14 protein-coding genes are annotated in these 17,243 nt (G+C 39.5%); 4 read left to right on the forward strand and 10 right to left on the reverse strand.

Translation table 11 applies throughout. From position 1 onward, the window contains the following. Positions 1-823: 823 nt before the first annotated feature. On the reverse strand, positions 824-1,159 hold the full coding sequence (locus RMZ42_RS10035) for a XisI protein (RefSeq protein ID WP_322671287.1): 336 nt from the start codon (positions 1,157-1,159) through the stop codon (positions 824-826). Continuing rightward, positions 1,147-1,563, reverse strand: coding sequence for a XisH family protein (locus tag RMZ42_RS10040; RefSeq protein ID WP_322671288.1), 417 nt, complete (start codon positions 1,561-1,563; stop codon positions 1,147-1,149). Before RMZ42_RS10040 ends, RMZ42_RS10035 begins: the two co-directional genes overlap by 13 nt. On the opposite strand from RMZ42_RS10040, the gene RMZ42_RS10045 reads away from it, so the two are divergent. Further along, entirely contained in the window at positions 1,563-1,742 is a 180-nt protein-coding gene (locus RMZ42_RS10045) for a hypothetical protein (protein WP_322671289.1), read from the forward strand. The genes RMZ42_RS10040 and RMZ42_RS10045 overlap by 1 nt on opposite strands. Positions 1,743-1,770: 28 nt before the next feature. Beyond that, the gene (locus tag RMZ42_RS10050) at positions 1,771-3,237 is read left to right on the forward strand and encodes a DUF4157 domain-containing protein (RefSeq protein WP_322671290.1); all 1,467 of its coding nucleotides are present in this window, start codon (positions 1,771-1,773) and stop codon (positions 3,235-3,237) included. On the opposite strand, the gene RMZ42_RS10055 is transcribed toward RMZ42_RS10050, so the two are convergent. From RMZ42_RS10055 to RMZ42_RS10065, 3 genes are all read right to left on the reverse strand, one after another. Continuing rightward, positions 3,209-3,403, reverse strand: a complete 195-nt coding sequence (locus tag RMZ42_RS10055) for a hypothetical protein (RefSeq protein WP_322671409.1) — start codon at positions 3,401-3,403, stop codon at positions 3,209-3,211. The genes RMZ42_RS10050 and RMZ42_RS10055 overlap by 29 nt on opposite strands. Positions 3,404-3,445: 42 nt before the next feature. Continuing rightward, positions 3,446-4,318 carry an NAD(P)-dependent oxidoreductase gene (locus RMZ42_RS10060; protein ID WP_322671291.1) on the reverse strand — a complete coding sequence of 291 codons (873 nt, stop codon included), beginning with the start codon at positions 4,316-4,318 and terminating at the stop codon, positions 3,446-3,448. Positions 4,319-4,397: 79 nt separating this feature from the next. Continuing rightward, the gene (locus RMZ42_RS10065) at positions 4,398-5,141 is read right to left on the reverse strand and encodes a tetratricopeptide repeat protein (RefSeq protein WP_322671292.1); all 744 of its coding nucleotides are present in this window, start codon (positions 5,139-5,141) and stop codon (positions 4,398-4,400) included. A 641-nt stretch (positions 5,142-5,782) separates the two neighbouring features. On the opposite strand from RMZ42_RS10065, the gene RMZ42_RS10070 reads away from it, so the two are divergent. Beyond that, a complete protein-coding gene (locus tag RMZ42_RS10070) occupies positions 5,783-7,519 on the forward strand; it encodes a trypsin-like serine protease (protein ID WP_322671293.1) in 1,737 nt (578 codons plus the stop codon). Between the two features lie 85 nt (positions 7,520-7,604). On the opposite strand, the gene crtO is transcribed toward RMZ42_RS10070, so the two are convergent. The 4 genes from crtO to RMZ42_RS10090 all read right to left on the reverse strand — a co-directional run bounded on the left by crtO (position 7,605) and on the right by RMZ42_RS10090 (position 13,509). Next, complete coding sequence (crtO, locus tag RMZ42_RS10075) at positions 7,605-9,299, reverse strand: beta-carotene ketolase CrtO (RefSeq protein WP_322671400.1); 1,695 nt, start codon at positions 9,297-9,299, stop codon at positions 7,605-7,607. A 105-nt stretch (positions 9,300-9,404) separates the two neighbouring features. Beyond that, a complete protein-coding gene (locus RMZ42_RS10080) occupies positions 9,405-10,163 on the reverse strand; it encodes a DUF2993 domain-containing protein (RefSeq protein WP_322671294.1) in 759 nt (252 codons plus the stop codon). 103 nt (positions 10,164-10,266) lie between these two features. Further along, complete coding sequence (locus RMZ42_RS10085; protein WP_322671295.1) at positions 10,267-11,643, reverse strand: cytochrome P450; 1,377 nt, start codon at positions 11,641-11,643, stop codon at positions 10,267-10,269. 483 nt (positions 11,644-12,126) lie between these two features. Then, on the reverse strand, positions 12,127-13,509 hold the full coding sequence (locus tag RMZ42_RS10090; RefSeq protein WP_322671296.1) for a cytochrome P450: 1,383 nt from the start codon (positions 13,507-13,509) through the stop codon (positions 12,127-12,129). A 186-nt stretch (positions 13,510-13,695) separates the two neighbouring features. On the opposite strand from RMZ42_RS10090, the gene RMZ42_RS10095 reads away from it, so the two are divergent. Beyond that, on the forward strand, positions 13,696-15,909 hold the full coding sequence (locus RMZ42_RS10095) for a phosphoketolase (RefSeq protein WP_322671297.1): 2,214 nt from the start codon (positions 13,696-13,698) through the stop codon (positions 15,907-15,909). Positions 15,910-16,449: 540 nt separating this feature from the next. Here the strand turns inward: RMZ42_RS10095 and RMZ42_RS10100 are convergent. Next, on the reverse strand, positions 16,450-17,190 hold the full coding sequence (locus RMZ42_RS10100) for a type I restriction enzyme HsdR N-terminal domain-containing protein (protein ID WP_322671298.1): 741 nt from the start codon (positions 17,188-17,190) through the stop codon (positions 16,450-16,452). Between the last annotated feature and the right edge of the window lie 53 nt (positions 17,191-17,243).

Raw genomic sequence — 17,243 nt, forward strand, 5'->3', positions numbered from 1 at the left:
AAAAGGGAAAGGTTAAAGGGACTCATGTTTTTTATTGTTCCTTTCCCCTTGCCCCTTATCCCCAGAGGGGACCCCACTTTCCCCCTTACCCTTTTCCCAACAAATGCCAATAAGTCTATTACAATCCTGTGCGACATCAATTATGTCTGACTCCACAGGATTGGCAATTTTCAACTATTCATCGGTTTATCCAGCAAGGTGTTTATCCGCAAAATTGGGGAATGATTGAAGTTTCAGAAGTGCTTAACAGTATTTGGGATATTTAGAAGAATTGGAATATGGTGCCGTGCGTTACGCTGTCGCTAACGCACCCTACTGGACATGATTGAAATTCACAAAGCTGGAGATACATCTTATTCTAAATTGAATTAAACTGCAATTGCAGCTCTTGTAGAGGAGCAAGGATATCTTTGCAGGGGAAGAGAAAGTCCTTTTGATTCGGTGAAATTGGATGATTTATTTTTTAGAGTTCTCTTACTTGAAGACAAAAGTTACTTCAGGGAAGGCAGAAGTTGCTACAGAGTGCGCGAAACACTCAAACATGAAGGCAGAAGTTGATGCAGAGTGCGCGAAACACCGAAACGTCTTGGCGGAAATTAATTCCGAGAAGGCAGAAGTTGATGCAGAGTGCGCGAAACACCGAAACGTCTTGGCGGAAATTAATTCCGAGAAGGCAGAAGTTGATACAGAGTGCGCGAAACACCGAAACGTCTTGGCAGAAGTTAATTCCAAGAAGGCAGAAGTGCAATCGCTCGATACTATAGAATGGGGTTCCCGAAAATTTAGACTTTCGACAAATTGTGTTACGAGTGCGATGTTGTCGTTAAAAAACTCCATAGCCCGTATATTCCCGCATTTCAGGAGATTGAAATCCTAAAACAATATCATCTTTTGGAACCCCTCGCTCTACAAGTTCTTGAGCCACTCTCATTTCCGTCATATTCTGCTCAATCGAAATTTTTCCCTGTTTAATATCCAAATGTAAAACACAACCATAGACTCGCCGATGACCATCCCATCCCACATTCATAACCATGTAATGGTCTTGTTTTGTATCAAAAACGGTGTAACAATCAATCTGACCATTTGCGATGGGGATAGCAGCATAAGCCGTCAACAAGGACTGAATGATATGGCGATTAGACTCTAGGATATCCATTGTACAATTACCTCTTGAATTGGGTCATAAATAATTTGTTTAATCTGATATCTCTCTACAGATATTTGGGCAAATTCCCGCTTAAAAAAAGCTTCATAAACACCTATAGGCACTGCCAAATAGAGAATGCGATTTGAATCGCTGATTTCTAAGGCAAGCCGATAATTCAAAAACTGTCCTAACGCAGCATGATAATCTGTTAGTGGTGAATCACTCAGGAACGTTTTAATCTCAACTGCAATTTTTTCTTCACCTCGCTCTGCCGCTAACAGTTGTTCTGCACCTAAATCTATTTCAAACTTAGTTCCGCCAACTTCCAGTCGCAGAGGATCATCGGTTATCTTCCACTGCTCCTTTTCTAAAGCAATTCTAACCACAGCATGAAATTTATCTTTAGCTGGCATTGTTAACGTTTTCTGATTTACTTAACATTTTAGTGCGATCGCCAATCTTATCGGTTGGGTTGAGTGCGATCGCTCGATACCATAGAATCGGGTTCCAAAAATTTTATACTTTCGATAAATTGTGTTGTGAGTGCGATCGCAGTAATCTAGATATTATTAACAGTAAAATATTCATCTAGCTACTGCTTGGGCAATTTGGAGAAGAAAATGAGAGAACATGTCAGTCGGCAGAAAAAAACTACTACAGGCTTCTCAATTCCATCCCTGAAACAACCGATACGCGGCTTTGGTTTGGAGTCGTCGGCAATTTCACGCCAAGCAATTCCTAAAATACAACCACTGCACAAACCAGTTACTCACGATATCAGTCGCATACCACTGCGTACCCAAGCAAAACTCTCAATTAGCCAGCCTGGAGACAAATACGAACAGGAAGCTGATAGCGTTGCACAGCAAGTAATGCAAACAATGGCGCAACCTGTAAATCGCCAGTCTATCCAACGAGAAGAAGCGCCAGAAGATGAAGAAGAATTGCAGATGAAACCTCTGGCAAATTCCATCACTCCTTTGGTGCAACGAGAAGCATTGCCAGAAGATGAGGAAGAATTACAAATGAAATTTCTGGACAATAGCACATTGCAACGAGAAGCATTGCCAGAGGATGAAGAAGAATTGCAGATGAAATCTCTGGACAATAGCACATTGCAACGAGAAGCATTGCCAGAGGGTGAGGAAGAATTGCAGATGAAATCTCTGGACAATAGCACATTACAACGAGAAGCATTGCCAGAGGATGAGGAAGAATTGCAAATGAAATCCCTCGACAATAGCACATTGCAACGAGAAGCATTGCCAGAAGATGAGGAAGAATTACAGATGAAGCCGATGGTGCAGCGTCAGGCTAATGCTGGAATGGCTGCTACACCAGACCTGGAAGCCTCCATTAACCAAGCAAGGGGTGGTGGACAATTGATGGCAGACAATATCCGCGAACCGATGGAACGGGCATTTGGCGCAGATTTCAGTGGGGTAAAGGTTCACACGGATGGTCAATCTGACCAGTTGAATCGGTCAATTCAGGCGCGTGCTTTTACGACTGGGCAAGATGTGTTCTTTCGTTCGGGTGAATATAATCCAGGGAGTCGGGGCGGACAAGAGTTGTTAGCGCATGAATTGACACACGTTGTGCAGCAAAATGGTGGTATACAGAGGTATTTGTCACATGAGCAGCCCTCATTGCAAAGAGAACTCAACATAACATCATATCTAGTTCAAAAGACACCGATTGGTGGACCTCAACACAATTACACGGCAAATAACAGCAGTAACACATTCATCTCGGATCATCTCGCACAGACCGAGGCACAAGCAGAAACTGCAACGTTAAATCGAGCAAACAATGGGCGTGGTACAACTAACACCGTATTAATGGAGACAGATGCTAATGTTAAGGATTTAGTGCTAGGAGCAGACTACGACGCAGCAGAGCCATTGGGTGGACCAATATGGAAAGTGCCAATTAATTGCAATTACATAATCATCAGGGCGGCTCACGGAGCCGATAACAATATTATTCGGGAAAGAGGATCTGTACAAAATGGCAGGGTATGGGTGAAAGTCTATTTTAATGAGCAAGGGCGTACCATTAGCATAACAGGGGTGTGGGGACAATAGTAGATTGTAGGTAATTAGTGCGATCGCAGACAATATCCGCGAACCGATGCAACTCCCAGGTAACAATCCAAGGAAATGCTGCACGATCTGCTTGCAGATTGGTATCGGTTTTATAGAAAGCGTGACGGTTGAGATGCCTAAGTGTAGTGTGCCGGAGTAATCGCATTCCAAAATAGCTTATTTCCGTTTTTAGTTTTAACACTTAGCTTTAACTCAATTGTATTGCTTCTAATTCTTCCCTTACAGATAAAGGCTGATACCCCAATGCAAAAGCTTTGGAACTATCCAAAGAAACATCTATTGGTCTAGGTGCTGCCATTTTCACATCTTGTTGGCGGCAGGATTTAAGTCTAGTGGCGGGAAGTTGAAATACTTCTACTAATATCTGTCCAAAATCATAACGTGAAATCCGCTCTTTGCCACCTAAATGAATGATGCCATTAACTTTTTCTAATGCTAATAAAAGTCCTTTGGCGGCAGTTGTTCCACTTACTGGGGTGCGAAATTCATCAATAAATAAATTTAGTTCTTTTTCGGCTTGTAAAGTTTGAATAAATGGCTGAATAAAGCTTTTCGCTGTGGGTGTTGCTGCACCAAACATCAACGGCATTCGGCACACTGCGGTCATGGGATATCTTTCTAGCATACCTGCTTCTGCCATGACTTTTTGCTCGCCATAAAGATTGACAGGACACACGGCATCTGTTTCTCGATATGGAGCATTTAAACCATCAAAAACTAAGTCGGTTGAAGTAAAAGCACAAAGAATAGAATTATCCGCGCAAAGTCCGGCAATATTGCAAGATGCTGTGACGTTAATTGCGTGCGATTCTTCAGGGTGGGTTTGACAAAAATTTGGTTGTGAATGTGCAGCAGTATGAATAACTGCTTCTGGTTTGACATCATTAAATATACGTTTCAATTCCTGAAAATTTGTTAAGTTTGCTTGTAAAATTTTCATCTCAGGAATCTCTAAAGGATGGGATAAATAAGTGCCATAAATCTCCCATTCTTGTTTTGCAAGCTGGCAAAGATGCCATCCTAAAAAACCACTTGCCCCAGTGATTAACAATTTTTTCATGTATAATCGTAAACCGCTCAAGAAAAAATCCTTGTTACAGCAGGCTTATATTTTACACTGAGTAGTGGCGCATCAAATACTATTGCAGTAATTCCTGAAACTGCTTTTCACTACGCACTTTGCTAAAGTCTGGGTCAGTTTTTGCTAATTTCTTGTATTTATTAGGAACAAGCTTGATTGCTTTGTCTAGGTTCTCAATTGCTAATTCTAGATTGCTTTGTAAAGCATAAGAGCAAGCTTTGTTGTAATACGCTTGGTGCAAATCTTGCTTGATAGCGATCGCTCTATTATAAGATGCGATCGCATCTTGGTAGCGATGCAGCTTTGTTAGAGCTATGCCTCGGTTAATTAAGGCTTCATATTTGTCGGGTTTGATGGCGATCGCTTTGTTGTAAGATGTAACAGCATCTTTGTAGCGTTGCAACGATGTTAAGGCGATGCCACGATTATACCAAGCTTCATATTTGTCGGGTTTGATGGCGATCGCTCTATTATAAGATCCAAGAGCATCTTGGTAGCGTTGCAACGATGTTAAAGCGATGCCACGGTTAATCCAGGCTTCAGGACTCTCAATTTTGATGGCGATCGCTTTATCATAAGCTTTTATGGCATCTTCATAATTTTGTCTATCTAATAAATTATTACCTTGATGGAAGTAATCTTCTGCTTTTTGGGTAGCCTTCGCTTCTATGAAAAGTTGGGTTACATTGCTTTCTTGGACAACCTGTGTAGTATTTTCTACCGATGAGTTTCCCCCACCACTACAGCCAAATGTCAAGAAAGCTATCAAGCCAGATGCAACGAAGCAGTGCCGAAAAACCATGCTGTACCTACAAAAATTATTAGATGATGTTCAAATTTGTTAGTTTTTTGAGTATTATCAAAATACACTAGTTTTTACCCATTAATTTACTTATATTTATTTTCCCAAAAAGTTTTGTTGACGATGCATAAAACTTTATCAAAATCAAGCGTATGTAATAATATCATATTAAGTACACATAAAGCAATCGCTTAGAACCTGCTTTACTCAAAAAACAATTTATTTGTGCTGCTATATATATTGCGTAGCTGTGACTCGTCGTAAACATCGCATTCGTGTAGTAATTCATCCTGATGAGAAGCTTCTTCAAACCGCCAATGCCGACAGTATAAATCAGCCAGGATCGCAGAGGTGAAGACAGAAGTAATATCAGAATAGTTAGTTTTTCCAACCTCTATCTCTATTAATTACTTTTATTTGATGCTTAGAAATAAAATTAAAAGTAAGCTCTAGATATTGATAAATCGTAGAAATAATTTATATTAAATATATGGCAATTTAAAGTTTTAATATTACTTAAAAATTTATTATCGGGAAAAATTCTCATAAAAATTGCTAGTGCATTCATAATGCCATGAGATAATTTTTGGCATTAAAATTGTATATTTTGTATTCATCATTTTTATTTAGGATATAAAAGTATGTCTCTTTTCTCCCCTGATGGTCGGACAAAAGTTAGCAATACGACAACTTCTCCATTTAGTGCTGTAGGAAAGATGAGAATAAGTTGGAAAGGGCCAGATGGGGTTATTAATACTGCTGATGATATTATCATTAACGGTTCTGGCGCCATGATTGATTCCTACCACTTTTTAACAGCAGGACATTGTGTATATGATACGAGATATGGAGGTTGGGCAGATAAAATTGAGGTGATGCTTGGTTCTAAAGGAAATATCATTGCTGGTACAAACCGGGCTGATTATGAATATTATAGTGAAGCCAAATCTGTTTACACACGTTCTTTTGATGGATGGACTCAAGGAGATCAAACTAAAAGCGAAACTTTTCAATACGATATAGGATTGGTTACTCTTGACCGCAATATTGGAAACTTCACTGGCTGGTTTAACTATGGATATGACGATAATCTCAGCAGTGGAACTTTAATGAATGTTACTGGATACCCTTCTGATAAATTTGATTCCAATAGCGATGGGAAATTTGACAACTATGATATGTGGACTCAGAGTGGAAAAATCACAAGTACAACTGACTCGATCTTGCGTAGTAATGAGCTAGATATCCTACCTGGAAATAGTGGAGGCCCTCTCTGGCTTAATAATTCCAACACAAATAAACCAACTATTTATGGAGTAGCTTCAAATGAGACAACCAGCAACAAAACTCCGCTTTACAACGAGTTCGCCCGAATTACAAGCACTCGATATAATGAGATTCAAAACTGGATCGACCAAGACAATACCGCGCGCCAACCCACTGACAAAGCTGATTTAGTAGATTCTGATGTGTGGTTTAACACCACTCTTGGAAGTTTTAATAATAAAACTATCAAATATGGGGAAAATTTTAGCATCACAGTCTATCCTCGCAACAATGGTACAGCCGCGACAGGCACTTTCTCGGTTTCGTTTTACGCTTCTACTGATACAAATATCACTGATAATATTGGTTCTCATTACTTAATTGGTAATACAACTATTTCTTCGATTAATCCATTCAATTCGGGAACAGCGACTTGGAGCGGTGCGTTTCCTAATATCCCAATTGGAAATTACTATGTTATTTCATTTCTAGATCCAACTAATTCAATCCAAGAGTTTGATGAAAGTCTAAGCAGCAACCAAAAGGTATTTAAAACTTTACTCACTGTTACCAATAGTACGCCTACTTCGCCAGATATGACCGTTTCATCAACCGTTAGCTCTCCTTTATCAGCCAATGAAGAAAATCTTACCTTAACAGGTGCAGATGATATTAATGGGACTGGTAATACTAGTAATAACAATCTAAATGGTGGAAATGGCAATGACATCCTTATAGGGGGAAGTGGTAATGATACTTTCGTTGGAGGTTTAGGTAACGATACACTAACGGGAGCAACTGAATCTGATGTTTTTACTATTAATACCCCTGCTGAGGGTATTCATAACATTACAGATTTTTCGTCCTTAGATGACACAATTTATGTTTCTAAAATCGGGTTTGGAGGTGGACTTAGTGAGGGTATACTTCAAGCCATGCAATTTTTTATCGGTTCAGTAGCAGAAGATAGTAGCGATCGCTTTATCTACAACAATAATACAGGAGGTTTATTCTTTGATGCTGATGGTACAGGCTCATTTAGTCAAATCCAAGTTGCTCAACTAGCAATAGGTCTAGCTATGACTAATACAAATATTTTCGTGATTGCCTAATAAATAAAGACGCGATAAATCGCGTCTTTACATAAGGGTTTTGGGTTTATCTAAACTGTATTACTCTATTTTCTCTGTGCAAGGCTTAACTAATGCCAAACACTGACTCGACAGTTGACTTAATCGAATCCCGCGCATCTTTCAAAGTTTGGCTAATGGGATGTTTTGCCTGCAAAAATGCGCGCGCACAATTGCGTCCCGGCATTCCCGAAATTGAACCACCTGGATGAGTCCCTGCACCAGTCAAAAATAGATTATCAATTGGCGTTTTGTAGTTCGCTATTTCTGGCAAGGGACGGAAGAATACCATCTGATCTAGGGTCATGTCAACATGGTAATAATTCCCTTTGTACGCACCTAATCTTTCTCCTAGTTCAGCTGGACTTTCTACCCGACGGGCGATAGTTGCATTCTTGACATTGGGTGCATAGTCTGCCAATTTATCAATCACCCGATCTGCAACTTTGTTTTTCAATTCATCCGTCCAACCAGTACCTTTTAAACCAGTGCCTTCTGCACCAGCAATTTGATAAGGAGCAAAAAACTCAATCCATAGAGTGTGCTTACCTGGTGGTGCTAATGTGGGATCTAAATAGCTAGGCATCACCAAATACATTGATGGGTCAGCATCAGGAATTTCTCCCAAAGTACATTTACTATGAGCCTGTTCTACATGAGCCACAGAATCAGCAATCAAAATAGAACCAACCAGATATTCATCTTTGTGAGCGTGGTGAGGAAAGTGGAGTGGTTCGTCTAAAGCCAAATCTATTTTGAGGATGGTTTCGTTGTTGTTAACGATGCGGCGTTCTAATCTTTCCCATAAATTTGGGTCGGCTCCATCAATATCGCTTTTATCTGTCATTTGTAAGAACAACCGCTTGGCATCAATATTAGAAATAACCCCGTATTTAGCGCGATATTCTTTTCCACCAGCAACCCGCACACCTACAGCTTTGCCATCATCAATTAAAACTTTTTCAACGTGCTGATCTGTGAGAATAACGCCACCTTTACTTGTAACTAAATTCACCAAAGCTTGCACAAGTGCGCCAGTTCCGCCGCGAGGTCTGGCCATCCCCGGATTATGACGCATTGCCATCATAATTGCACCAATGGCAAGGGTTTTTTGTGATGGCGGCGCACCAAGTTCTGCTGATAGTCTGGCTAGTGGCGCTTTCAGAAATTCTTCATCAAACCACTCGTTAAGTAAATCCTCAGCGCTGGTCAACATCGTGCGAATAAAGTCCAGCGTTTTGTTTGGAGAACCAATAACAGAAAATAAATCTTTCAGTTTGGTGATGTCGTAGTTACCAAGGATGTCTATAACTGATTTTGGCGGTGCATTAAACATAGGAATCATTGCACCTAGCGCTCGCTGCCAAAAGTCTACAAATTCTGCATATTTTTTGGCATCACGTTGGTTGTAACGGGCGATTTCTGCACAAGTCTTTTCCAGCGACTTATGTCCTAAAAAATACTTCCCATCAGGATGAGGACAGAAAACAACTGGATCGCACTCCAAATAATGCAAGCCATATTTTTCTAGTTCTAATTCTTCAACAACTGGCCCTAAATGAATAAATTCATGGTCAATCGCGCACAAATTGAATTTAAATCCAGGAGCTTCTTGGGGTAGACATTCTTCAGTTGTTGCTGCACCACCGATAACAGAACGCTTTTCTAGTAACAGGACGCTATAACCAGCTTTTAGCAAATAAGCTGCACAAACTAACCCATTGTGCCCAGCACCGATCAGCACAACATCATACTCTTGCATAGTTGTCATTTTGAAATTAAGTAGCTTTTAAAAGCTTACAAAACTTTTAAAAAATTTACATCATTCCCTAGTTACAAAAACTATCCTTAACTATTGTCAATACTACTAAAGAGATAATTCAGTAATTGATGATGGTATTTGCTTCACTTGAGTTTCTACCAGAAGTATTAAACTACCCTTTTCTACTTTTATATCTTTAATCTTGAACGCCATATCTTCCCATTTTAAAGATGGTAGATTCATCAGTTCTTTGGCTTTCTGCATTATTGCTGTAACTAATTCTATTGAAACACCCTCTCCCTCGGTGCAGTTAAAACTCTCCAGCATCGCGGGTTGTGAATGAGTCCGTGGACGAAGCACCGCAGTGTAGGCTAAAGGGCGAGTATTTCCCATTTCCTTTAACAGCACTCTTCCCCTACATTCAATTTTGCCTTCACCAGGTAAAAATACTTGAATTTTTTGCGGCTCAAAACTGACAATCTCGCCATCTACATCCAAATCAAAGTTTTGCATCTGGCTACTAACAAAGTCTGATGCCAAAGTGCGGTTCATATCCACTTCTGTGAGTACAATCCGAGCAATGGCATTTACAGCCTCATTGAGTTCTATTTGACCAAAAAGAGCGCTAAAGGGATTGATGTCAATACTATCTGTTTGCAGTTTTATTTCCTGTACGCGAATGTCTTCTTTAATCACTAATCCTTGACCAGTAACCGACACTCCATCCGCTTGTCCTTGAAGTATTTTTAACAGGTCGGTTTTTACATCTATTTCTATTTCTTCTACTTCATCTAGCTGATTGGATACTTGTTTTTCAGCTTCTTGGGATAAAAATTGTTCTTCTAACCGATGCTCATTAGGCATGAATTACTAATTCTCATAAATGTCCTCTTACTATTTACTGTAAAGGCTAGATACTAATAAGCGGCTCTATATTACGATATATGCAAATTGGAGGATTGAGTAATTAAGTAGAAAGTATTGTTTGTTTTTTGAGTTTTGCTTTTTTAGTAACAACCATTTTTACACCACCGCTAGGGACAATTGTAATTCCACGACGGACTGGATGCACAGGACGTTTATCAGTAAGGCTTAATTCAAAACGGGATAATATTATAGCTGTTACTAATTTTAGTTCGTACATGGAAAAGGCTGCACCAATACAACCGCGATAACCTCCACCAAAGGGTAAATATTCGTAAGGTGAAAATTTTTGGTTGAGGAATCTTTCTGGGCGAAACTGTTCTGGTTCTGGGTAAGTCTCGGCTCGGCGATGTGCTAAATAAATACAGGGAACTAAAACTGTTTCTGATGTAAATTTATGCTCCATAATTTCCACTCTATCTTTTACCATTCGCGGTGTGCAGATTAAAGCAATAGGGTGAATTCGCAGTGTTTCTTGACAAACGGCGGTGAGATAAGGTAATTGGGCAATTGTTTCAGGATTTGTGAGATTGTCCAAGGTGTTTAGTTCTTGCATTAGCCGATGTTTCACCTTTGGGTGAGAGTGAATTAAATAAAATATCCAGGCTAATACACCAGATGTAGTTTCGTAACCCAATAGCAATAATGAAACTAGTTGATCGCGTAATTCCTCATCTGTCATCTGTTGCCCATTTACGTCATACGCTGACATCAGCAGACTGAGAATATCTGTACGCGCAGGATCATTTTGCCAACGTCTTTCAGAAATTTCTGCATAGATGAGTTTGTCAATTTGCTCTCGTCTTTTTAAGAAAATTCCCCAAGGACTCCATGCGCCTAAATCTTTTTGCAGCGAAGGAAAGAAAAACAAGCTGGAATACCAAGGTTTAGTTACGTCTTCTAATAAAGAACTCAATTGTTCTTTTAATTGTTGGTAACGCACACCATGAGTAATCCCAAATACCACTTGTAAGATAATTTCTAAAGTGATATTTGACATTAATTTGTGTATACAAATATTTGTATCTGATGTCCAATGTTGTGTAATCTCTTCAGTTATTTGACAAATTGCTTGTCCATAAGATTTTAAATTATCGCCATGAAAAGCTGGAAGTAATAGCTGTCGCTGTTGTTGGTGCGATCGCGCCTCTTGAAACACAATAGAATTCTCACCAAACAAGGGTTTAAATACATGGGTTGCTTTGTTAAAATCTAATTTGTGTGCAGGTATGGCAAAACAATCACTAATTGCTTGGGGATGGCTAAAAAATACTATCGGTGGCGACTTTAAACCCATTACCTGTACTGTGAAAACATCACCATATTTGGCAGCATTATTTTCTAAAAACTTTGTTGGTTCAGCAATTAATTGCAGAGTTTGTAACAACGCTGGTGTACTGAGATTCTCAAATAGTTTCATTGTTTATTGAATAATTTTAGGATTTAACAAGGCGCAAATAATTCAATCCGCTTGGGTTAAGGCTTACTTCTCCCTAACACTCCTTAAAAAAGATGCAATTAGAGCAAGCTTTGTTAATATTTTCAGGGGATAGTAGGGAGTTAATTACTACTAAGTAACCCGTAGTGGTAATTAATCACTATTAATTTTTACAAAGTTAATGATAATATTTTTTCTGAATTTTGAAAGCGATTTACAGAAAAAACTTACTCAATTATTTTTGGATACACATATTAAAGTTACGTCTTTTGGTGATATTAAAATGCTTTATTTTGATATATACTATCCATCTTAAAATTCATTCTTTTTACAGTTGTAATATATTAAAATCCCTATAGTCCTCTTTAAAAGAGGACTATAGGGATTGTTTAAAAGCATTGAAAATCTATCTAAATGTATAGATAATTGACAGTTTGCTGAACGCAACCATTAAACCTCGCAGCATCAAACAGAGGTTGTCTGGAGGATGGAAGACCTCACCTGACGTTGACTCGTGACAACCATCTCAATGGGACGATCTGGCCCTGTCACCAAGCCACGGCGTTTAGGTCGCACTTCACCTTTATTAACTAGTTCTAATTCCTTGCTAGAAAGGATTTGAGCAAGTGCTAGCTTCATTTCCAACTGGGCAAACGCTAGCCCAATACAGCGTCTAGCACCAGCGCCAAAGGGCAAATATTCATAAGCAGAAAATTGCCGTTCTAAAAAGCGTTCTGGCTTAAACTGCTTAGGTTCTGGATAAATATCTTCCCGTTGGTGGGTCAGATAAATAGAACCAATTAGGACTGTACCCGGTTCTAGTTCGTAACCGCCCAGCGATATCGGTGTTTTTACTCTTCTGGGAAAAGTTAGCATACCTACTGGATAAATCCGCAATGTCTCGGAACAAACAGCGTTGAGATAAGGTAATTTGAAAACAGTGCCAGGATCTGGGTTATCGCCCAAGCTATCTAATTCTTGCAGTAGCTTTTGGCGCACTGATGGTATTTTATGAATCCAGTAGAATGCCCATGCTAAGGCTGTTGCTGTGGTTTCGTGACCAGCGACTAACAGAGTCATCAATTCATCGCGCAACTCTTCATCAGTCATGGGTTGACCGGCTTCATCTCTAGCAGCCATGAGTAAGCTAAGAATATCCGTGCGTGATGAATCTGGTTGTTCTCGACGTTCCCGAATTTCCTCGTAGAGGAGTTGGTCAGCTTCTTGCTGAAGGCGCATCTGATTTCCCCAGAAGTTAATCGGGCCAAAATCTCTTTGCAAAGCTGGAAAATAAAGCAAAGCTATACTTAAGCGAGAACTGGCCTTTTCTAAAAGATCGCCCAAAAAATGCTGTAGTTTTTCGGCGCGAGGCCCTTCATATAGACCAAATACAGCTTGCATAATCACCCGCAGGGTAATAGCTTGAGTTGCAGACCGAATATTAAAGGGTTTACCTATCTGGTATTGGTTGATAACTTGCTTGGTGACATCGGTAATCACTTGGCTATAGTTCCGCATTCTTTCGCCGTGAAAGGGAGGCATTAACAACTGGCGTTGGCGCTGGTGTTCTGCACCGCTAATGCTAATCACAGAATGCTTTCCCAGCAAAGGTTCAAACACCTTATTCAGATCGCCAGGGGCTTCTAATTCCTTGGTATCAGTTGTCAAAATTTGCTGTTGCGCTTGGGGGTTGCTGACAACCACCATAGGAGGCAGATTTTTGTCTAATCGGAGAGTAAAAATCTCGCCATAGGTTTTGGCACAATCCTCCATAAATAACATCGGATTAACAATCCAGCGCATCATCTGTACAACTGCTGGAGTTTGCGGCCCATTTGGGAATTTCATAAATTTTTTTCCGATTAAATATTTTTTGCTACTTCAACTAATTGAAATTTTGGTTGCCTGACCATTTAAAGTACTTATTCTAACGTTGCAAAAAAGCAATAAACTGTTACAACCTCGAAGATGTAAAATTTTGGTTAAATTCAACGAGCATCTACAGTTTCACTTCATCGTCAAAAGGTACTCAGCATGACTGCAATCTCCCCAAAGGCATCTTCAGCGCTTCCTAATTTTTCGGAAGGGATTCAATATTTTGGTGAAGCATTACCAGATTTTGAAACTTATGGTGCAACTCCTGCTATCGAGTCGGGCAAAATCGCGATCGCATCTCCCACAGAACCAAATGCAGTATATCAAACTTTACTTGCTGCCGATGCCCTGCGCTACCTGACTTTACAAGTTACTGGTAGTAAGGCTTCTGGGCATCCCGGCGGATTCGCCAGCCAAGCAGAAGCTTATGCATCTCTTGTCATGCTGGGATACAAGAACATTATTACCGAAGTCGGACACCACGCCCCCGGATTTTATAGTGCCATGTTCTTGGATCGATCGCTAGAGGACATGGGAATTTTTACAGTCCAAGAATTGCGCGATCGCTTCCGAGAAAAGCACGGACTTTTAGGACACCTTTCTGGTTACATTCCCGGTATTCTCGCACCTGCGGGGCCTTTGGGACAAGGGCAACACTTTGCAATGGCGGCTGCGCTATTGCACAAAGATAAGTTGTTCCCCTTTACAGTTGGGGATGGTGGATTGGGTGAGCCTTATATTGTAAGTGCGATCGCACATTTTCATACTGCTTATCCTGCTGTCACCAACTTTTTGCCGATATTAGTGTGGAACGGTTACAGCCAAGAACATCACAGCATGGTTTCCCTGAAAACCAACCTAGAGATGCAAGCATATTGGCAAGGTAACGGTTTTGATGAAGTGGTGTTAGTTGATGCCAAGGATTTCGACGATCGAGACCAACCAGGGGATTACGTTGATAGTACTGCCTTTTCCTTTGAGAAACGCCTAGAATTTACTCAAGCAGTACTTTCTGGTATAGATAAAGCAGCGCGATCGGCACTGGGTGGTAAACTTACCGTCTTCATCATTAAACAACTCAAAGGTGCAGGAGTCCACGCGCGAGGTGCAAAATCCCACAACCTTTATCCTAAAGACACGCTAGATGCGCCTCATATTATTAGTGCATTGCAAACCCGTGCTTTGTCTGTGGAAGCTTGGCAATTAGTTAGAACAAATGCAGAACGCGCCGGTGGTGGCCCAGCAGGGAAAACTGTGGTGACAGAATTTGAATTTCCATTACCAGATTTAGGCGAATTACCTTTAGAAGAATATGCAGTTGGAGGTGAACCAAAAGTTTCCACAACTGCGATGGGACGATTAGTAGGAATAGTTGGAAATAAAGATCGAAATTTCCTTGTCACCAACGCCGATGGTAATGAAGCATCAGGAATTGCCAACATTAACCAAGTATTAAAGATTATCCACCCCACAACCGACGACTTATATAACCAAGCGCCAAATGGACAAGTTTATGAACCATTGAGTGAAGATGCTTGTGCCGGTTTAGCTGCGGGTTTAGCGTTAATGGGTGCGAGAACTTTGTGGTGTTCTTACGAATCTTTTGCCATCAACGGATTACCAATTTGGCAAACTGTAACCCAATCAATGGCAGAATTGCGCCGTCCAACTCCCTCGACTATTACTTTATTCACAGCAGGCGCATTAGAACAAGGGCGCAACGGTTGGACTCACCAACGTCCCGAAATTGAAGCTTACTTTGCTTCGTTGATGCGAAATGGAAATGTTTTCCCATTATTTCCGCCTGATGCTAATAGTATTCAAGCCTGTTATGATTGGGCATTGAAAACTAAGAATAAGGGAATTGTAATTACAGCAAGTAAATCGCCATTACCAATTCGCACAACTTTAGAACAAACTCGTCAAGGGTTGCGCGATGGTGCGGTGTTATTACATGAAATTGCTGGCGATAAACAAGTTGTATTTGCTGTAATTGGCGATATGACATTAATGCCAGTATTTGAAGCTGCTGCTTTCTTAGAAACTGAAGGTATTGGTGCGAAGATAGTTTCTGTTATTAACCCCAGACGTTTGTATCGTCCCCACGATACCGCATGGGATATCTGTTCCGAACCTGATGGCGATTTCTTAGATGATGCGAAATTTGCCGAATTATTTGATGGCGATGCGCTAATTGCTGTTACAGGTGGCGCTGCGGGGATGCTAGAACCTATCTTGTTAAGGAGTACAGCCAAGCGCGACACCTTTGCATGGAAACGTGGCGAAACTACAGCCAGTGCTGGTGAATTGATGGCGTTTAATGGATTAACTGCTGAAGCGTTAACAAAACGTGCGATCGCATTAGTGCATTAAAGCTGCGTAGGCGTAGCCAGCCGTAGGCATCGTTTTTTATTTTATCGCAAATGTACGTATGGAAATGCTGAAAAATTGCGTTTAATGCGTATATTTGCGTTTTTTTATGAGAATTTCTAAGGCATTAAGATTAATTTATAAATAAATGTGGTTAGATTTGCTGAAATTCTTTAACATTAACAGGTTTTGAAGTCAGAAAAGCTGCTTTTGAAGTCAGAAAAGCTACTTTTAAAGTCGCAAAAGCTGCTTTTCAAGTCGCAAAAGCTACTTTTCAAGTCACAAAAACTGCTTTTCAAGTCGCAAAAGCTACTTTTCAAGTCACAAAAGCTGCTTTTCAAGTCGCAAAAGCTAGTTTACGAGTTCAAAACTTGATTTACAAGCCAGGATGAAACCCGATATTTTTATAGAAAACATGGCGTTTAATGGATTCACTGTGGAAGCTTGACAAAAAGTGCGATCGCGTTAGTACATTAAGATTAAGGTTTGAATAATTAACCGCAGATGAACGCAGATAAATATTGGTGTGCATCTGTGGTTTTTTTAATAAATGATAGAAATTAGTTTCTCAAAATCTTGGCAATCAAAAACTTGCTGCTTTTTAGAATATTGACCACATATCTTATAATAAATTTTATTATCTTGGATAGTAAATAAATATCCGTCTATTACTAATAGCTGGTGTTTCAATTTAAAACTTATTGTATGATTAGTATATTTGCCATATTTCTGAAGAAGATAAATAAAACTTTCCAGATTTCCATTTTGAGCATTTTCAAATTCTAATAAGTCCTTATCAATACTGCTGTTTACCTGTAAAATTAATTCTTGAATTTCTGTCAAGTGGTTAGGATAATAAATTTTAAATTGATTATGTTTTTTAATCAAGGCAATAATTTCATGATAATTATACAAAATTCCAATATTACAACCAGAATTTGTTAAATATCTTTCTATCTGATTATAGTAATTTTGCAAGTTTACATCTTCTCGTTTTACTTCCACAATCATTAAAGGATTTTGATGTGGCTTAAAGGTTTCATTTTTTTGTTTTTTATATATTTCTATATCATGATTATTGGCTTCAACTTTAATAGTAATTTTATCTGACAACAATTTACTTTCTTTAATTAGAAAATGAATAAATATTTGCCTCACCAACTCTTCTGGTCTGCCATTAATTGGTATTTCTATACCCCTAATTAAACATTTTATATATTGTTGGTTATATTTTTTAATATATATTTCCAGCTTTTGCTGTATTTCTTCATTTAAATATGTCATCACTATTTTATTATAATTAACTAATGGTGGATACAATTTTTTTAGAAGCGCAA

This window comes from Nostoc sp. DedQUE05 (assembly GCF_034530955.1).
Lineage (GTDB): Bacteria > Cyanobacteriota > Cyanobacteriia > Cyanobacteriales > Nostocaceae > Nostoc.